The following is a 20,133-nucleotide window of genomic DNA, read 5'->3' as shown; positions in this document are numbered from 1 at the left end:
GATACCCCTACTATAGCCTTTAGCAGTTCGTCTCGTCAAGCCCAAACGCCGACGCCGCTCGATATGATGTTAAAGCCGCGCTTCGCGTAGGGGTAGAAGCCCAAGCCAAATATACACCTATAGCTATACTTATCAGATTTCAAGCGCAAATACCAATGTCGTGTGGTAAGACGACATCAGGCAGAGACAATGACTGCCTCTGCCTGATGTCCGCTCTGTAATGAATGTCAGACCTCTGATGCCGCTATTACTTGCTGCGCTCCAGATACTCCGCTACCCATGCGGCTGTCTGCTCAAGCTGCTCCTGGGCGCGCCCAATAGCTGCCTCTACTTGTACTGTAGCGGTCCCGCCATAGACATTACGGGCATTGACCACCTGCTCGGGCTGCAGTACCTGATAGATGCGGTCATCGAACAGGGTGGAGAATCGCTTGAACTCATCCAAGGTCAGATCCAGCAAATATTTGTTGTTCTCGATACAATACAGCACCGTCTTGCCAATCACCTCATGCGCTTGCCGGAACGGCAGCCCTTTGCCTACGAGGAAGTCTGCAATGTCCGTTGCATTGGAGAAATCCTGGTTCACCGCCTGACGCATCTGCTGCTTGTTGACCTTCATCGTCGCGATCATCGGCGCGAACAACTGCAACGCTCCCTGAAGCGTCTTCACCGTGTCGAACATGCCTTCCTTGTCCTCTTGCATGTCCTTGTTGTAGGCCAGCGGCAGCGACTTGAGCACAGTCAGCAGACCGACCAGGTCGCCGTATACCCGCCCCGTCTTGCCGCGCACCAGCTCCGGCACATCGGGATTTTTCTTCTGCGGCATAATACTGCTGCCTGTGCAGAAGGCATCATCCAGCTCGACGAAGCGGAATTCGGTGCTCGACCACAGGATCAGCTCCTCGCTCAGACGGGACAGATGCATCATGATGAGCGAGGCATGGGACAGAAATTCCACGATAAAGTCACGGTCGCTTACAGCGTCCAGGCTGTTCTCGTAGACCCGATCGAATTTCAACTGCTCCGCCACATAATGGCGGTCGATCGGGAAGGTTGTGCCCGCCAGTGCGCCTGCGCCAAGCGGCAGTGTGTTGATCCGCTTGTAGCTATCCTGCAGACGCTCAATATCGCGGCCAAACATCGATACATACGCCATCAGATGATGAGCGAACAGAATCGGCTGCGCCCGCTGCAGATGCGTGTAGCCCGGCACAATCGTATCGAGATTTTCCTTGGCCTGGCCGATCAGCGACTCCTGCAGCTTGTGCAGCAGCCCGACGAACTCGACCACACGCTTGCGCAGGTATAAATGCATATCGGTTGCTACCTGGTCGTTACGGCTGCGTCCGGTATGCAGCTTCCCGCCGACAGGACCAATATCGTCGATCAGCGACTTCTCGATATTCATATGAATATCCTCATCGGCAATCGCGAATTCAATCTCGCCGCGTCTGATGCGCTGCAGCACGCGATGCAGCCCGTCTTGAATCTGCTCCACATCCTCCGCCGACAGGATACCCTGCTTGCCGAGCATCGTGACATGAGCCAGGCTGCCCTGGATGTCTTCCTCCGCCAGCTCCTTGTCGAATTCGATGGATGCTGTATATTCCTCAACCAATTGGTCGGTTTTTTTAGTGAAGCGCCCGCCCCATAATTTGCTCACGGTGTGAATTCTCCTTTCCCTTTCAAGCCTGCTTCAATGCACTACTTGCGGCTTTGCTCCACGCCAGAGGATACCTTCAGACGCAGCGCATTCAGACGGATAAAGCCAGTCGCATCGCCCTGATCATAGGCCTGGGAAGGATCCGCCTCCATCGTCGCAATGTCGGGATTGTAGAGGCTGACAGGGCTTTTGACACCCGCACCGATGACATTGCCTTTATATAGCTTCAAGCGAACAACACCGCTCACATTCTTTTGACTTTCTGTCACCAGCGCCTGCAATGCCAGACGCTCTGGCGCGAACCAGAAGCCGTTGTAGACCAGCGTGCTGTACTTGGCGATCAGCGAATCACGCAGATGCATCACCTCGCGGTCCATCGTCAGCGACTCCATCTTGCGGTGCGCCGTGAACAGAATCGTGCCGCCCGGTGTCTCGTATACACCGCGGCTCTTCATGCCGACGAAGCGGTTCTCCACCATGTCGACACGGCCGATCCCATGCTTGCCGCCCAGCTCATTGAGCTTATCCATTACCTGCAACGGATTTAGCTGCTCGCCATTGATCGCCACACAATTTCCGCCCTCGAAGGACAGCTCCACATATTCTGCCTGATCCGGCGCTTCCTCAGGGGAGACGCTCAATACATACATATCCCGGTTCTCTTCTGCACTCGCATCAAACCAAGGGTCCTCCAGCATGCCGCTCTCAAAACTGATATGCAGCAGATTGCGGTCCATGGAGTACGGCTTCGCCGCCGAAGCCTGCACCGGGATGCCGTGCTGCTCAGCATAAGCGATCATCTCGGCGCGTCCCGGGAATTGCTCGCGGAAGCTCTCCAGGCGCCATGGCGCGATCACATTGATCTCTGGAGCGAGCGCCGCCGCAGTCAGCTCGAAGCGGATCTGGTCATTGCCCTTGCCTGTTGCGCCATGAGCAATCGCTGTTGCGCCTTCAGCTCTGGCGATGTCCACCATCCGCTTGGCGATCAATGGACGAGCGATAGAGGTGCCCAGCAGGTATTGACCCTCATACAGTGCGCCAGCCTGGAACATCGGATAGATGAAATCCTTGGCGAACTCCTCGCGCAGATCGTCGATGTACACCTTGGACGCGCCTGTAGCGAGTGCTTTTTCCTCCAGTCCGTCCAGTTCATCCTTCTGTCCGATGTCCGCCGTGAAGGCGATGATTTCCGCGTCATACGTTTCTTTCAGCCATTTCAGGATAACTGACGTATCCAGGCCTCCGGAGTAGGCCAATACAATTTTCTCTTTTGCCATCTCTCTCTCCCTCTCCTCTACATAATTGCAGCCATAATGGCCTTCTGTGCGTGCAGGCGATTCTCAGCCTGGTCAAAAATTATGGAATTTGCGCCATCAATGACACTCTCGCTTACTTCCTCGCCGCGGTGTGCCGGTAGACAGTGCATGAACAGGTAATCCTGCTTCGCATGCTGAACCAGTTCATCATTAACCTGATAGTTGGCAAATGCCTGTTCGCGCTCCTTCTGCTCCGCCTCAAAGCCCATGCTCGCCCACACATCCGTATACACGACATCCGCGCCTTCAATCGCCTCGCGCGCATCGTTGCAGACATGAATCTGCGCACCGCTCTCTGCTGCCACCTCTTTGCTCTGGCGAATAATTTCCGCATTGGCCTCATATCCCGCCGGGCTCGCCACCGAGATATGAACGCCCAGCTTGGCGGCGCCCATTACGAGTGAATGCACCATGTTGTTGCCATCTCCGATATAAGCCAGCTTCAAGCCCTCCAGCTTGCCCTTATGCTCCAGAATGGTCTGAAAATCAGCCATTACCTGGCATGGGTGCGAGCGGTCGGTCAGGCCATTAATAACCGGAACGGTCGCGCTTCTCGCCAGATCAATAACGGTGCGGTGCGCATAAGTACGGATCATGATGCCATCCAGATAACGGGACATGACCTGCGCGGTGTCCGCCACAGTCTCGCCGCGCCCGATCTGCAGATCATTGCGGCTCAGAAACAGCGCATGGCCGCCCAACTGATACATGCCGACCTCGAAGGATACGCGCGTGCGGGTTGATGATTTCTCGAAAATCATGCCCAAGGTTTTGCCCTTCAGCGGATGGTAGACCTCTCCCGCCTTCTGCTTGCGCTTCAATTCAATACCCAGATCGAGCAAATAACGCAGCTCCTCGGGCGTATAATCCGACAGGCCGAGGAAATCCCGACCCTTGAGGCTCACGGCCAATTCTTCCTTGAGTGTGCTTTGCATTCCCCTCACTCCTTCTATTCGGATGCCACGGGAGCGGCCTGCTCTGCCAGCAGCGCTGTCAAGATGCGCACCCCATGATCGATATCTTCATTGGTGATAACCAGACTTGGCAACAGACGAATTACGTTCGGCCCTGCGGTGATCATCAGCAGCCCGCGATTACGAGCTTCGGTGATCAGCTCACCGACCGGAGCCGCACATTCAATACCGATCAGCAACCCTCGGCCGCGTACTTCCTTCACGAATGGATTGGAGGCAAGCGCCGTCCGCAACTGCTCCATCAGATAGCTGCCTGCAGCCGCTGCACGCTCAGCCACCTTGTCCCCCACCAGCGTCTCCACTGTTGCCTTGACGGCAGCGGTCGCCAGCGGCGTACCGCCAAACGTCGAGCCGTGGCTGCCAGGAGCGAACGCCTCGCGCAGCTTCTCCTTCGCCAGCATCGCGCCAACCGGAAATCCGCTTCCGAGCCCCTTGGCAAGGGTGAAGATGTCCGGCTCCACGCTGTAATGCTCGTAGGAGAACAGCTTGCCTGTACGCCCCATACCGGTCTGAATCTCGTCGATAATCAGCAGGATGCCATGTCGGTCGCATAGCTCGCGCACAAACTCCAGATACGCTGGACGCACGGGATAGACGCCGCCTTCGGCCTGTACAGTCTCCAGCATGATCGCTGCCGTCTTATCGGAGACGGCAGCCTCCAGCGCCGCCTCGTCATGAAGCGGCACATAGGAGAAGCCCTCCGGCAGCGGGCCGAACCCTTCCTTGACCTTATCCTGTCCTGTCGCGGTCAGCGTCGCCAGCGTGCGACCGTGGAACGATTGCGTCAATGTGATAATCTCATAGCGACCGTTGTCCTGCACCTTCTGCTGATAGCGCCGCGCCAGCTTGATCGCCGCTTCATTCGCCTCTGCACCCGAGTTGCAGAAGAAGACAGCATCGGCGCAGCTATGCTGCACGAGCAGACTTGCCGCCTGCTCCTGATTCGGAATGTGAAACAGATTGGACACATGCCACAGCTCATCAAGCTGCTTGACCAGCGCTTCCTTGACCGCCTGTGGCGCATGTCCCAGATTGGTGACGGCAATGCCGCTCATAAAGTCCAAATATTTATTGCCCTGATCATCCCACAGCCAACTGCCCTCGCCCTTGACGAGCGCCAGCGGAAATCTGGCATAGGTCGGGAACAGCGCTTCTCCCCTTGCTGCCGTATCCGTCATACGCTTCTACGCCCCCTGCTCCGATTTAATAATGCGGGTGCCCGCATCGCCGCCCTGCAGCACCTTGCTCAGGATCGCTTCCTCTTCCCCGCTCACGATGACGACTTCACTGACACGCCCCTGAATGCATTGAATGGCAGCACGCACCTTCGGAATCATGCCGCCGTAGATCTCGCCCGATGCAATCATCTCCTCGATCTCGGCAATCGTCACGGTCGGCAGCACCCTCTTCACTCCGTCCATCTCCTTCAGAATGCCTGGTACATCGGTCACTACGATCATTCGTTCCACATTCAGGTGAGAGGCCACCGCACCAGCCGCCGTGTCCGCATTAATGTTATAGCGTTGGCCTGCTGCATCGATGCCGATCGGAGCAATGACCGGAATATATTCCAGCTCCATGATGCCTTCGATGATCGCGGCGTTCACATCCGTCACATCGCCCACATACCCGATCTCAGCATGATTCGCTACAGGCTCCGCCTGAATCAGTCCGCCGTCTACGCCGCTCAGCCCGATCGCTTTGGCGCCACTCTGCCCGATCTTGCGCACAATCTCCTTGTTGATCCGTCCAGCCAGTACCATCTCCACAACATCGAGCACCTCGTTGCTCGTCTTGCGCAGGCCATTGACAAATTCAGATTCAATGCCGAGCTTACCTAGCGTCTCGGAGATAGCCGGCCCGCCGCCATGAACAATAACAGGACGAACCCCCTGCTCCTGCAGAGCGCGAAGATCCTCAAAAAAGGAAGGCGGAAGCGCCGCAAGCGTGCTGCCCCCGCATTTCATTACAAAACGCTGCTCCTTCATCCCTCTTGCTCCTTCATCTCTCATCATCATGTCCGGTATGCGGCGTTAATCCGCACATAATCATAGGTCAGATCACAGCCCCATCCAATCGCACGGCCTTCGCCCAGATGCAGATGCACGCGGATGACGACGGTATCGCCCTTCAAATATTCCAGCGCAGCCTCCTCATCGAACACCACGGGGCGCGATTGCCGCAGCGTCTCGATCTCGCCAAGCGCGATGTCTACGGTATCGGGATTGACGGGCTCGCCAGCACGTCCAACAGCAGCAATAATCCGTCCCCAGTTCGCATCCGCTCCAAATACAGCCGACTTGACCAGCGACGAGCCAATCACCGTCTTCGCGATAGCTCTTGCCGATGCGTCGCTCTCTGCGCCCTCGACCTGTACCTCGACCAGCTTCGTTGCGCCTTCTCCATCACGGGCGATCGCCTTCGCCAGCACCTCGCATACGTAAGTGAGCGCTGCAGCGAATTTGCCGTAATCCGGGTGCTGCTCTGTCAGCTCGTCGTTCTCCGCCAGGCCACTAGCCATAGCAACCAGCATATCATTCGTGCTCGTATCGCCGTCCACCGTAATCATGTTGAAGGTCAGGTCAGTCGCCTGCCGCAGCAACTGCCGCAGCGCAGCGCCGCCAATCTTCGCATCTGTTGTCACAAAGCCGAGCATCGTCGCCATATTCGGATGGATCATGCCGGAGCCTTTGGCAGCACCTGCGACGACTACCTTGCGACCGTCAATCTCCACCTCGACGCAGATCATCTTCTGTACCAGGTCTGTAGTCAGTATAGCCTGGCAGAAATCCTCCGCCCCGGCGCTCGTACCCTCCAGTCTGGCTGGAAGCTGTCCGATGCCGTCCAGCACCCGATCCATCTTGAGCAGCTCCCCGATCACGCCCGTCGAAGCAACAGCCACCTCTTGCTCGGACAGTCCCATTGCCTCCGCGAACGAAGCGCGCATCTGGTAGGCATCCTCCTCACCCTGCTTGCCCGTGCAAGCATTAGCATTGCCGCTATTCACCAGCACAGCGCGCAGCTTGCCTGCCGTACCAATGCTGTCCTGCGTCACACGGATCGGCGCCGCCTGCACTTTGTTCAGTGTGTACACCCCGGCAGCCGCGGCCGGGACTTCACATAGGATGGCGCCCAGGTCATGGCGCGTAGTTTTCTTGAGGCCGCAGTGCAGTCCTCCTGCCTTGAAGCCCTTCGGTGTAGTGATCGATCCGTCCTTCAGGATCGCAAAGACCTCTCCAGTGCCTTGTTCCATGGCGCATTCATGCTCCTTCTATAGCAATATAGGATAGAGGGTACAGGCGCGACCCACCGCGAGAGCTGTACCATCGGATTGTAATGTATCGTTTAAGGGTATACCGGGACAAACTGCAGTCCAAGGCTTTCTTCCCAGCCCATCATCAGATTCAGGTTCTGAATCGCCTGACCAGCAGCTCCCTTGACCAGATTGTCAATCACCGCAATAATCGTCACTCTGCCTGTACGGTCATCCACCGAAAAGCCAATATCGCAATAGTTCGATCCGGCAACCTCCTTGGTGGCTGGCCATTGCCCTTCCGGGCGAATGCGGACGAACGGGCGTCCCTCATAATATCTGCGATACAGATCAATAAAGTCCTGCGTACTGTAAGCTCCAGCCACTGTTGCATACATCGTACTCAAAATACCGCGTGTCATCGGCACCATATGCGTGGTGAAGGTCGTTACGACCGATTTGCCTGATACACGGCCCAGCACCTGCTCAATCTCCGGGATATGCTGATGGTGGTTGACCTTGTACGCCTTGAAGTTCTCGTTCATCTCGGAAAAATGCGCCCCCAGGCTCGTGCCTCTGCCGGCTCCCGACATGCCTGTCTTGGCATCAATAATAATTGTTGAAGGATCGATCCATCCTGCCGCCACCGCAGGCACCAGCCCCAGCAGCGTTCCGGTCGGGAAGCAGCCCGGATTGGAGATGAGCTGCTCGTCACGAACCTCCTGCCCGAACACCTCCGCCAAGCCATAGACCGCCCGATCCAGCAACTGCTGTTCGGCAGCAGGCTTGTTGTACCATTGCTCATATACAGACGGTGACTTCAAGCGCAGGTCGCCCGACAGATCAATAACCTTCAGCCCAACCTCCAGCAGTTGCCCCGCGAGCTTGGAAGCCACACCAGCAGGAGTCGCCAGAAATACCAGATCGGCCTTGCTGCGAATCGCCTCCGGCTCGACTCCATCCAGCAGATCGGTCCGAATCTCATTCAGATGCGGATAGCCCTCAGCAATCGGAGAGCCAGCAGCGGAGGAGGAAATGACCGACGTAATCTCGACTTGCGGATGATGCTGAAGCAACCGGATCAGCTCTACGCCGCCATATCCCGTCGAGCCTACAATTGCCACCTTCAATTTGTTACTCATTGCGCTCTCTCCCATCTATCTATGCTGTACTATTGTCCAGGTCCTCTCAAGGACGCCATTATAGATTCCATATTATAAGTATAGGGAGGGCCGCCGCTACACGCTATGCCTGCTGAAGGCAATCACAAGCTCGCGCGGCAAGGCGCTCCCTCATCACATTACCGAATAACTAACATTGAATTATTATACATTAGTATTCATATAAATACAACGCCTATTCCGTCCGCTGGAAGCCCTGCCCCAGCACCTCCGCTGTATCGCTAATAATGACGAAGGCGTCTGGATCAATGGCCTGTACAAGCAGCTTCAGCCGCAACACTTCATTCTGCTGAACGACCACCATCAGCACTGGCCGCTCCGCCCCGGTGTATCCCCCTTGTGCCTGCAGCCGCGTCATCCCGCGATCGAGATCGCGCAGCACGCTGGCTCCGATCTCCTCCGAACGGTCAGAGATAATAAAGGCGACCTTGGATACCAACAAGCCCGTCTGCATAATATCAATCGTCTTGCTGGTCACAAACAACGCAATGAGTGCGTACAACGCATTTTCAGGCGAGATCACTAGTCCCGCTGTAACAATGACCAGACCGTCAAATAATGGCAACGCCAGCCCAAGCCGCAAGCCAGTGTAGCGTTGCAGCAGTTGGGCAGCCAGATCGAGCCCCCCTGTCGAGCCGCGCCCGCGGAAGACCAGTCCCAGTCCGATGCCCACGCCAATCCCCCCATAGATGGCAGCCAGCAACGGATTATGGGTTGGCGGCGGCCAGGATGAGGTCAGCAGCACAAATAACGGCAACACGAAGGAGCCCAGCAGCGTCTGCAGTGCAAATCGCTTGCCGAACACAAACAACCCTGCCAGAAATAACGGCACATTCAGCGCCCACTGCGTATAGGCCGGAACGATGCCCCATATTCGTTGCACCAGGATGGAGATGCCGGATACGCCCCCTGAGGCTATGCCCGCAGCGACAAAAAACAAGTTAAAGCTCACCGCTACAATGAGACACCCTGCAAGCAGCAGCACAAGCTGACTAGCCAGCTTGGCTGCCGGGTGAGCCTGTCCGCGCGAAGCGCGACGTCGTCTACGCACACCTGAACTCGCTTCCTTCTTATCTATAGCCGTCACGATCCCCTAACCTTCCCTTACTAATAACATATGTACCGGATTGGAGCACGCGCTGCTAGCAGCACTTGTCCACTGCCATGACAGTATACGCATGATGTGGGGGTACCATACCACAAGAACCCACCCTGTCTATCGCATGCTTCATGAAGATCATCCGATCTGTTCATCTGCAAAGTGAAAGACCGCAGGAAGGATAACCGTGCGGTCTGCTAGCAAGCCTGTGGCTGAATCATATGCATTGTAGGTCTACTGAGGCTCCTGACGAATCTGGCTGCGCAGATAGCCGTCGATGAACGGATCGATGTCGCCATCCATCACCGCGCCGACATTGCCTGTCTCGACAGAGGTTCGATGATCCTTGACCATGCTATAGGGATGGAAGACATACGAGCGAATCTGGCTGCCCCAGGCAATATCCGATTGCTCGCCGCGAATCTCTGCCAGATGCCGCTGCTGCTCCTCAATCTTCTTCTCGTACAGCTTCGAACGGAGCATATTCATCGCACGCTCGCGGTTCTGAATCTGCGAACGCTCCTGCTGGCAAGCCACAACGATCCCTGTCGGGATATGCGTGATGCGAATGGCGGATTCCGTCTTGTTGACGTGCTGCCCGCCAGCGCCGCTGGCGCGGTACGTATCCACCTTCAAGTCCTCGCTGCGAATCTCAATCTCGATGTCATCCGTAATCTCGGGCACGACATCACAGGAGACGAAGGAGGTATGACGGCGACCCGAAGCATCGAACGGTGAGATGCGCACCAGACGGTGTACCCCTTTCTCCGCTTTCAGATAGCCATACGCATTGTAGCCCTTAATCAGAATCGTCGCGCTCTTGATGCCCGCCTCATCGCCATCCTGGTAATCGAGAATCTCGTACTTGAAGCCGCGTTTCTCCACCCACCGGGTATACATCCGGTACAGCATCTGCCCCCAATCCTGGGACTCGGTGCCGCCTGCTCCGGGATGCAGCTCCAATATGGCATTCAGCTTGTCATACGGCTGACTAAGCAGCAACTGAAGCTCAAAGTCGCCGACGCGGGCGACGAGAGCGCTGACGCCCTCCACCAGCTCCGCCACCATGTCGCTGTCGCCCTCTTCCTCCGCAAGCTCCAGCATCGTTTCCAGATCCTCTTGCTCGGCATGCAGCCTCTCATATTGCTCTACGATCGATTTGATCGCATTCAGCTCGGAGATCACGCTCTGAGCCTTCTCATTATCATCCCAAAAATCCGGGGCCGTCATCTTCTCCTCGAAGTTGGCGATCATCTCTTGCTTCAGATCTAAGTCAAAGAGACCCCCTAAGATTTTGAAGTTTGGTTGCTATTTCACGCAAATCCTGCTTTACCGAAGAATCGATCATAATCGTTATTCGTCACCTCGTCGATAGATTCGCCCCGGCCCGCCGGAGCGCTTGCGGCTCCTCCCAGCCGAGGCCATAGCCTGGTCAGTGAGGAGCCGCGATGCCATTATAGTGCCTCAACAGGCTATTTCCCGCTTCGCAGCCTCACCCGCGATACGAAGGATTACTTGCCGTGGCATTGCTTGTACTTCTTGCCGCTACCGCATGGGCAAGCATCGTTGCGGCCAACACGCTGCTCTTCCTTGCGTACCACCTGCTTCGACTTCGGATCGACCTTGCTGCTATCCTGAACCGCTTGTCCTTCAGCAACAGCCTGGCGCTCCAGGTTTTTCTCGACATGTGCCTTCATGACATACTTCGTTACTTCTTCCTGGATATGCTCGATCATTTCCTTGAACATCTCGAAGCCCTCGAACTGGTACTCCCTGAGCGGATCAGTACCGCCGTATGCCCGAAGGTGAATGCCCTGACGCAATTGATCCATCGCATCGATGTGATCCATCCATTTGCTGTCCACTGCACGCAGCACGATGACCTTCTCGAACTCACGCATCATCTCCGAGCCCATCATCGCCTCGCGCTCATCATACAAGGCCGTAATCTTGTCGAACAGGTAGGAGACGACCTCCTCCTTCTCCTTGCCCCACAGCTCGTCCTTCGTCAATGTCCCTTCCTGCAGGAACGTCCCATGCGCGTAGTCGACGATAGCCTGAAGATCCCAATCCTCCGGCACTTCCTCGCTTGGACAATGCGCGTCGGCGATCCGCTCCACGACAGGCTTGATCATATCCATGACAATATCACGGATGTTCTCGGAATGAAGCACCTCGCGGCGCTGCTTGTAGATAATCTCGCGCTGCTGGTTCATCACGTCATCATACTGGAGAACAACCTTGCGCAGATCAAAGTTATTGCCCTCTACACGCTTCTGTGCAGACTCGATCGCACGGGTAATGAGGCGGCTCTCGATCGGCTGATCCTCATCGAAGCCCAGGCGCTCCATCATACCCATGATATTCTCCGCACCGAAGCGGCGCATTAATTCATCCTCCAGCGACAGATAGAATTGCGAGGAGCCAGGGTCTCCCTGACGACCGGCACGGCCGCGCAACTGGTTATCAATCCGGCGGCTCTCATGACGCTCGGTACCGATAATATGCAGACCGCCAATATCTCCTACACTCTCGCCAAGCAAAATATCGGTTCCGCGTCCCGCCATGTTGGTGGCGATCGTTACCGAGCCTGCCTGTCCAGCACGAGAAATAATCTCTGCTTCCTCGGCATGGAATTTCGCGTTAAGCACCTTATGTGCAACGCCCTTGCGCTTGAGCATCTCGGAGAGACGCTCCGAATTCTCGATAGAGACGGTACCGACCAGCACGGGTTGGTTCTTTTTGTGACGCTCTACGATTTCCTCGACGACCGCCTTAAACTTGCCATTCTCTGTCTTGTAGACCACGTCAGGAATGTCATTGCGGATCATCTGGCGGTTCGTCGGAATCTGGACAACGTCCAGGCCATAGATCTTCTTGAACTCCTCTTCCTCCGTCTTCGCCGTACCGGTCATACCGGCCAGCTTGCGATACATACGGAAGTAGTTCTGGAAGGTGATCGTCGCGAGCGTCATGCTCTCGTTCTGAACCTCTAGCTGCTCCTTCGCCTCAATCGCCTGATGCAGTCCATCGCTATAACGGCGACCCGACATCAGACGCCCAGTGAACTCATCCACGATGACCACTTCGCCATCCTGCACAACGTAATCTACATCGCGCTTCATAATGGCATGGGCTTTGAGCGATTGCTGGATATGATGGTTCAGCAGCACGTTCGCATGATCGAACAGATTCTCGATGGCGAATGCCTTCTCCGCCTTTTCCACCCCGGCCTCTGTCAAGGTGACCGAACGCAGCTTAATATCAACGGTATAGTCTTCGTCCGCTTTCAGACGATTCACAAAACGGTCTGCCGAGAAATACATCTCCGTCGACTTCGCAGCTTGTCCAGAGATAATCAGCGGCGTCCGCGCTTCGTCAATCAAGATCGAATCCACTTCGTCAATGATAGCAAAATATAATGGACGTTGAACCATCTGCTCCTTATACAACACCATGTTGTCGCGCAGATAGTCAAAGCCGAACTCATTATTGGTGCCATAGGTAATATCGCAAGCATAGGCCTGCTGCTTCTCCTCATGGGACAGGGAGTTCAGGTTGCAGCCTACGGTCATCCCCAGGAATTCATAGAGCTGCGCCATGAGCTGGCTGTCACGCTGCGCCAGATAGTCATTGACGGTGACGACATGAACGCCCTTGCCGAGCAGCGCATTCAGATACACGGGCAGCGTCGCAACAAGCGTCTTCCCTTCCCCTGTCTTCATCTCGGAGATTTTGCCGTCATGGAGCACCATACCTCCGATAAGCTGAACGTCAAAATGGCGCATGCCCAGTGTCCGCTTGGAGGCTTCTCTAACGGTGGCAAACGCTTCTGGCAGCAACTGCTCTGCTGTCTCTCCTTTTTCAATTCTGGCCTTGAACTCATCCGTCTTGGCACGTAGCTGCTCGTCCGACAGCTTCACGTAGTCCGGTTCCATTTTATTAATCTGATCGACGGTACGCATCAACCGCTTGATTTCGCGTTCATTGGCGTCCCCGAAAAGCTTCTTCACCAGTCCGAGCATCGTATATGGTAAACCCCTTTCAGTTTTTCCTCAATGCCTAAATTGTATCAGTTTGTTCCATGTCCCGCAATGCAGCACTTTAGCAATCTTTAACCATTTAACGGAAAAAGAAGGCCCAGGGTTGCATAGCAGCGCCATGAATATCCATAAAGCGCCGCTACAGCCGCAACAAGGTATCGATTGCGCTCTGAAGCAGACGCTCCTCCTGGTCATGGCAGATCGGCTCTGGCGACGCGCTCCGACTCCCATCCCTCCGCACAAAACCTCGTTGAGGAAGCGCCTCGGCTTGCACAACAGGAGGGGCAGCATACCTGTGCCTGCAAGAAAACCGGACCTTGGAGGGTCCGGTTTTCTGCTGGTCGCAGCGACTAAGATCAGCCCTGCTCAATCAGGCCGTATTTGCCGTCGCTGCGTTTATAGACGACATTGACTTCCTTCGACTCGGCATTGGCGAAGACGAAGAAGGAATGCCCGATCATATTCATTTGCAGCACCGCTTCTTCAACATCCATCGGCTTGAGTGTGAAGCGCTTGGTTCTGACGATTTCGAGCTCATCGTCCTCCTCCAGCACCTTCACGGCTCCGCCATCTTCCTTAATAAGCGATTTCAGGCTGCCCTCCTGACGGAATTTGCGGTTGATTTTCGTCTTGTATTTACGAATCTGGCGCTCCAGCTTATCCACGACCAGATCGATAGACGCATACATATCTTCATTCTTTTTCTCTTCGGCGCGAAGCATTGTGCCTTGCAGCGGGATCGTTACCTCGACGCCTTGCTTATTTTTGATTACCGATAAGGTAACATGTACTTCGGAGGTAAGGGGCGCTTCAAAATACTTGTCCAAGCGGCTTAATTTTTTCTCTACGTAGTCGCGTAAGGCGTCCGTTACTTGGATATTTTGTCCTCGGATATTGTATTTCATAAGACACTCCTCCTTTGATCTGACTCTATCATACCACATCCTTCCCCATGAATTCAAAGCCTTTACGGGATGATATTTGAATATTTTGAAAATTCAATTTTCAGAAAAAACCGTCAGGCCTCTGCCTCCTCATCGCTTGGCTCTTAATCCCAGCAGCGAGAAACAGCAGATTCACCTGACGGCTCACTTCATGCCATCCTTACATATCAATCAAAGACAGGATGAGACGTGCATCCTCCTTATCGAACACCTCATCACCCGTCACATCTGTCTTGGTCGCAATGGCCTTCATAATGTGGCTGATCGTCACCTCATTCGTCTGTGGGAACAGGTAGCGTCTTAGCTCGTTGCGAACCGCTTGCGCGGAGGTCTGATCGAAGTCATCCAGTTGCGCTCCGCTATTCGCTAGCTCGCTGCCCCGCACAGCATAGACTGCGATCGCAGCGGCTGTTGCTGGCACCTCTAGCTTATGAATGGCCACGTGATAGCTGCCCTTGGCCGTTTCACCGATGGCATCGCCAATGCGCACCCCTCTGGAATCCGTAAAGTACACCGCATAGCCAGTAATCCCCTCTTCATCGGCAAGACCGTTCCAGCGTATCACCCCACTAAGATAGCCTGCTCTAGCGTCCGTGTCGATTACGGTCAGTCCGCTGACGACTGGCTCCACCGCTACTCTCTCCACCCATACCGCTTCACTGGTAACAGGCCCGCCTTCCGTACCCTCGGCGGTTCGCAGGACAGCCTCGACCCGGAGATAATGCCCTTCGTCTGCCGAGCTGACCAGATAGCTTCGATCCGTTGCCCCATCGATCCGTGTATACAGATCATGATCGGCTGATCTGTACCACTGGTAGCTATGCTCGCCTTCCGGGGCCTCATTATTCGCACTGTAGCTTACCACTGCATTGATCAGGCTGCCAGGATGCGCATCGCCTGCTATCGCTACACTGCCAACAGGAGCAGCGGCCTCCGTGACGTGGACGGTTACGGAGCGCGGCGATACGGCGCCTATCACTTCTATAGTAAGGCTATACTCTCCCGCTTGTTTGATGGTGAGACCCGAGAGCCACCCAGCCCCTTCAGTAAAGGTCACCTCGAAGCTGCCCAGCTCTGTCTGCCCATTGTAAACGAGAACTGTGTGCTTCCCAGCCAACGCCGTTCCGTTATATCCTTTGGCCTGCTCCAGCAGCAGTTGAAACGGCCGCCCCGCTGTCAGCTTGCCCTGAACGATCAGCTCCAGTGAGGAGCGATCCGTAACGGCTATCGCATCACTGTATACATCCTCCCCGGCAGGCTGCCCCGCTGAGGTGAGCGGCCTTGCCTTGACCCGGATAGAGTGTCCGGCATCCTTCGGCTGAATAACATAGCTATCGCTCGTGGCCCCGTCAATATCCGCGAATTCCAGGCTCTCCTCTGACCCTGCGCCAGTACCAATCTGCCACTGATAGACGGGTTGAACCTGTTCCTTGCCGACCCACTCAAAATTCGCCTTCAGCTCGCTGCCTGGCGTGCCCTCTCCTTCTATACTTAGAAGGCCGTATGGCTGAGGCGCCGGGGCGATCTCCACAGCGAACGGATGGTAGCTCGTCAAGCCCTCCACACGCAGCTCCAGCTCCTGCCGACCTGCCTGCTCAAACACGATTGGGCCAATAATCGTCTCCCCAGCATCAAAGGTTGCCAGATAGCTCGCAGCCGGCAGATCCGGGTTCAGTCGCAGCCGAACGGTATGCTCGCCTTGCAGCAACTGACCGCCATAGCTCCTGACACCGCTCAGCCATAAGGAGACCGGATTCCCGGCGACGGCTTCTCCCTCCGTCTCAACCGTCTTCAGGGAAGAATAATCGCCGATCATAACGGGATCACTGGTTACAGTCTCGCCCACAGGGGCGCCGCTCGCAGCATGAGGAGTTACACTCACCCGGAAGCGCGCTCCCAGATCACTCTCCACTACCTCATAACGTGCAGTTGTTGCTCCCGCGACAGGCTCGAAGCTCAGGCCGCCTGCCTCAGCACGGAACCATTGGTATTCATGCTCCCCCTCCGGGTCTCCATCGGGGTCAGCATAGTTAAATGCAGCCTGTAACACTACGCCCGGCGCTGCATGCTGCTCACTGACAATCCGCACTTCTCCCTGCGGCGGCGTATTGCGGATCACCTCCAGCTCGAATGGCTTTTTCGTGGTTGCATTCACAATCTGTACAGCGAAGAGATTCGTGTCCGCATCCTCTACCGAGATGGCCTCTAGCGTCCCCTCGCCCTGACTGTTCAGCTCCACCGTTTGCTCCGGCAGCAGCTTATCATCATGCCATAGCTTGACGGTGTGCTTCCCTGTGACAGGCAGGCCGTTGTAATCTATAGCCGAGGCAATGTCCAGATCGAATGGCACACTCTCTGTAACCTTCTTGGACGCTATCGTAATCTGCGACTCATCCGCTACCCGCTGTGGGCTGCTTGAACGGGTCTCCCCGCGCAATGTGCCCGTCTTCGCCTTCGGTGTGACATACACGACCACCGCTCTGCCTGCATCCTCTGGTCGAATCGTATACGTCGCGTCCGTCTCTCCCTCCACTTCGTAGAAGGTGGACTGTGTCGTCTCTGCCGTTAGCCACTTGAATTCAGGTGTATCGGCCTCGTCGCCATCTTCATCCTCATAATTCGAGGTGACTACGGACAACACATCGCCTACCCGGTATTTGCCCTCGACAGTAAAGCTCAAGGTTGGCGGCGCATTCATCAGATCAAGCTGTATGCTCTCTCCGCCTGGCTCCAAGACGACACGCTTGGTGTATACCGAGTGCTCTGTCTCCGCTCTGACAAGGTATTCGCCAGGGAAGACAGGCGATAACATGTAGCCATAGGAGCTGGATCGCGTCTCATGAATTACTTCACCTATTTCATCGCGAATGTAGGAATACAGGGTGATTCGCGCACCGACCGCCACCGAACCATCGACATCCAGTACTCGGCCGCTAATCGTCTTCGCCTCACCGCTGGAACCGATTCGCAGATCGCGCTCTGTCGTTTCGTCCGCTGCCACTACGATAGCGGTCGTGCCATACATGCTCCCATTGCCAGTACGCGCATCCAACTCATAGACGCCAGGGTCTATTCCTGCCAGATAATAGATGCCATCCCCATCCGCCATCCCGGAGATGGACCAGCCATCTGTCCGATGTGTAAAGTCATCATTCATCAACCGCAACGAGTATTGCAACGAAACATCCTCCGGCACATTACCAGCCAAGTCACTGATTCTGCCTGTCACCGTCCCCGTTCCCGGCTCCGATTCTCCTCGGAATTGATAGCTGAATTTTGTATCCTCTTGTTCAATAGTCAAGTGATCGACAGAATAGTCCAGTTGGGGGGAGTAGGAGTAGACGACCGCTCTGTAGATGCCTGCAGACAGGCCGTTCACGCTATATTGACCGCTCGGATCAGGCTGCACCAGCCAGGTGTAACCTCCCTGACCTACGAGATACAAGCTTTCTACACGATGTCCTGGAATCGTCGTGGTGAGACTGCCAGACAGGTTGATGCCTCCAGCCTCTGGCCGCGAGAGAAACTTGTAATTCACATCCAGTATGCCACTGGTGAGCAACTGCTGATAGTTGCGCTGCTGCTGCACCCCCTGGTAGCGTGCCGCCAGATAATAGCTTCCGGCATTCAAGCCGATGATCGCGTACCGATTGTACGTGTATTCGGTATCGAGCGTCAGCTCAAGCTCGCCGGAACGCATATACATCCAGAAGGGATGATCCAGCGTGTCCTCATCGAACTGAATCTGACCTTGAATGACGCCATCGCCGCCTTGCGGGGCAAAGATGATGAGTGTAGATTTGCCTGCTTCGACACGAGCATCATAGACGTTGATCCGCAATGCATTATGGTACAGACTGATCTCATACTGTCCAGCCTTTAGCTCAGCGAAGTGGAAGGTCCGTGGTTCTTCGACATTGCTCCATTGCCAATAATCGTTATAGGACATCGATTCGTCCTGTGACTTAACCACCACCCTATACTGGGTAATGTCCGCGTCGCTACTCAGCTTCAGTTGCCCTTGAAGCTGACCCGGCGCTTCCTCCTGCTCCTTGGCATACACATGCTCAGACACTGCAATAGGCGGAAACAGCAGCGTTACAATGCACAGGAGAGCTAGCCATTTGTTAATAACATAATAATGACGGGGCGAACGTGTACTCATATTCTCCTCCTTTATATTGAGCCGTTCCGTTAGACAAGAAGCTTCCCAACGCCTGGCTATGAAGACTCTCAGTTGAAGACTACAGGCTAATTATAGCAATAAACCACTCGGAAAAATATGTTCCACATTACAAAATGCAAAAATATATCATAAGTGGTAGATCGCAATTGCAGCCAGCTAAAAAGCCCAAGAATGCTGTGAAATCAACATTCTTGGGCTTTTTAGCATTTCAGGGGTTATGCACGAACCCGCTTCACGGGACTAGCCTGAGCATCGATTAACAATTCTCTTGCTCCATCTGCTTGATCGCCTCCGGCGAGTAGCCTGTGACCTCGGCTATAATCTCGCTATCTACTTGCTTCGCCAGCAGTTGCTTCACCATCGTTTGCTTCGCAACGCGTTCTCCTTCTAGTCGACCCTCACGACGACCCTTATGCTCGATGTCATCCAATATTTTCTCCAGTCCCATCTGCGATGACTCTCCTTTCACGCTCGGAACTGAACGTTTAGTCGCCCTCTTGCTCCATCTGCTTGATCGCCTCCGGCGAGAAGCCTGTGACCTCGGCTATGATCGCGCTATCTACTTGCTTCGCGAGCAGTTGCCTCACCATCGTTTGTTTCGCAGCGCGTTCTCCTTCTAGTCGACCCTCGCGGCGCCCCTCCTGACGACCCTCCTGGCGACCCTCACGACGACCCTTATGCTCGATGTCATCCAATATTTTCTCCAGTCCCATCTGCGATGACTCTCCTTTCACGCTCTGAATGAATTGCTCCAGCGCATCCTTCTCCGGCAGCTTCCGCTTTAGCACATTCGCCATCCACGACACAAACTTCTGCTGATTCTCCTCCGGCAGGCGGCGGAATGTCCCCATCAACTGCTCCAATCTCCCTTGCAGTTGATCCGGGCGCGCCGTCTTATCCAGGAAGAATACAGAGGCAATCGTATTCGATAACGACAGCAGATCCTCATCCGTATAACGTGCCACATCTATGAGCAGATATTCAAAATTCAGCAGCTCCGGCCCGAACCACCCTTCTGTCTCCAGCAACTGGCGAAATTCCCGCTTCGCCGTCCAGCTCTGCTGCCCATTGTACAGTACAAGCGGCACGATCGGTGGCAGCCTGAAGGTCTTCCGGTTCTCCGACGAGTACGCTTCATGATGCTGCAGATACCGCCAGATCTCCACCTGATAGAGCAGCAGTCGGTACGCCATCCGGTAGTCCACACTCGACTGCAGCTCCAGCAGCAGATAGAAGACGACATCCTGACCGTTCAGCTTAACTCGGTAGACCAGATCCGCTTCCTTCCGCTTGAAGTCCGGCAGCACGAACGAATGCGGAATCTCCTCCACTTCCTCTTCCGTCACCGTCTTCAACCAACCGTTGTCTACGAAGGTTCGCAGCAGCTCCACGAACAGCTTCTTGCTCGATAGCAAATATCGATACGAGGTGTCGTGCTGCGGATGGCTTGACGTTGTTTCTTCCTCCTCCATCT

14 protein-coding genes are annotated in these 20,133 nt (G+C 55.2%); all 14 read right to left on the bottom strand.

Annotated features, from left to right (window positions below):
• Positions 1-247: 247 nt before the first annotated feature.
• Entirely contained in the window at positions 248-1,663 is a 1,416-nt protein-coding gene (gene argH / locus ACY1JZ_RS07470) for an argininosuccinate lyase (RefSeq protein ID WP_462628690.1), read from the bottom strand.
• Between the two features lie 41 nt (positions 1,664-1,704).
• Complete coding sequence (locus ACY1JZ_RS07465; RefSeq protein WP_462628689.1) at positions 1,705-2,940, bottom strand: argininosuccinate synthase; 1,236 nt, start codon at positions 2,938-2,940, stop codon at positions 1,705-1,707.
• Positions 2,941-2,957: 17 nt separating this feature from the next.
• Complete coding sequence (gene argF / locus ACY1JZ_RS07460) at positions 2,958-3,914, bottom strand: ornithine carbamoyltransferase (RefSeq protein WP_270166180.1); 957 nt, start codon at positions 3,912-3,914, stop codon at positions 2,958-2,960.
• A 14-nt stretch (positions 3,915-3,928) separates the two neighbouring features.
• Complete coding sequence (argD, locus tag ACY1JZ_RS07455; RefSeq protein ID WP_462628688.1) at positions 3,929-5,131, bottom strand: acetylornithine transaminase; 1,203 nt, start codon at positions 5,129-5,131, stop codon at positions 3,929-3,931.
• 6 nt (positions 5,132-5,137) lie between these two features.
• Positions 5,138-5,941, bottom strand: coding sequence for an acetylglutamate kinase (argB, locus tag ACY1JZ_RS07450; protein WP_462628687.1), 804 nt, complete (start codon positions 5,939-5,941; stop codon positions 5,138-5,140).
• 26 nt (positions 5,942-5,967) lie between these two features.
• Positions 5,968-7,206: a bifunctional ornithine acetyltransferase/N-acetylglutamate synthase gene (gene argJ, locus ACY1JZ_RS07445; protein ID WP_462628686.1), complete on the bottom strand. Its 1,239-nt coding sequence runs from the start codon at positions 7,204-7,206 to the stop codon at positions 5,968-5,970.
• A gap of 92 nt (positions 7,207-7,298) precedes the next feature.
• Positions 7,299-8,348: an N-acetyl-gamma-glutamyl-phosphate reductase gene (gene argC, locus ACY1JZ_RS07440; protein WP_462628685.1), complete on the bottom strand. Its 1,050-nt coding sequence runs from the start codon at positions 8,346-8,348 to the stop codon at positions 7,299-7,301.
• A 214-nt stretch (positions 8,349-8,562) separates the two neighbouring features.
• A complete protein-coding gene (locus ACY1JZ_RS07435) occupies positions 8,563-9,474 on the bottom strand; it encodes a YitT family protein (protein ID WP_442954787.1) in 912 nt (303 codons plus the stop codon).
• A 246-nt stretch (positions 9,475-9,720) separates the two neighbouring features.
• A protein-coding gene (gene prfB, locus ACY1JZ_RS07430) for a peptide chain release factor 2 (protein WP_270166190.1) occupies positions 9,721-10,834 on the bottom strand; the annotation gives its coding sequence in 2 pieces (ribosomal slippage) (positions 9,721-10,761 and positions 10,763-10,834; 1,113 coding nt in all).
• Between the two features lie 163 nt (positions 10,835-10,997).
• Entirely contained in the window at positions 10,998-13,511 is a 2,514-nt protein-coding gene (gene secA, locus ACY1JZ_RS07425) for a preprotein translocase subunit SecA (protein WP_462628684.1), read from the bottom strand.
• 374 nt (positions 13,512-13,885) lie between these two features.
• Positions 13,886-14,434 (bottom strand): ribosome hibernation-promoting factor, HPF/YfiA family, encoded by a 549-nt coding sequence (gene hpf, locus ACY1JZ_RS07420; RefSeq protein WP_270166194.1) that lies wholly within the window; start codon positions 14,432-14,434, stop codon positions 13,886-13,888.
• A gap of 199 nt (positions 14,435-14,633) precedes the next feature.
• Positions 14,634-18,638: a hypothetical protein gene (locus ACY1JZ_RS07415; RefSeq protein WP_462628683.1), complete on the bottom strand. Its 4,005-nt coding sequence runs from the start codon at positions 18,636-18,638 to the stop codon at positions 14,634-14,636.
• A gap of 277 nt (positions 18,639-18,915) precedes the next feature.
• A complete protein-coding gene (locus tag ACY1JZ_RS07410; protein ID WP_462628682.1) occupies positions 18,916-19,107 on the bottom strand; it encodes a hypothetical protein in 192 nt (63 codons plus the stop codon).
• Between the two features lie 37 nt (positions 19,108-19,144).
• Positions 19,145-20,131 carry an Rpn family recombination-promoting nuclease/putative transposase gene (locus tag ACY1JZ_RS07405; RefSeq protein WP_462628681.1) on the bottom strand — a complete coding sequence of 329 codons (987 nt, stop codon included), beginning with the start codon at positions 20,129-20,131 and terminating at the stop codon, positions 19,145-19,147.
• Positions 20,132-20,133: the final 2 nt, after the last annotated feature.

It is taken from the genome of Paenibacillus sp. J5 (assembly GCF_054955055.1).
The sequence above is the reverse complement of the archived record's forward strand: the minus strand, read 5'-3'. Positions and strand labels throughout refer to the sequence as shown.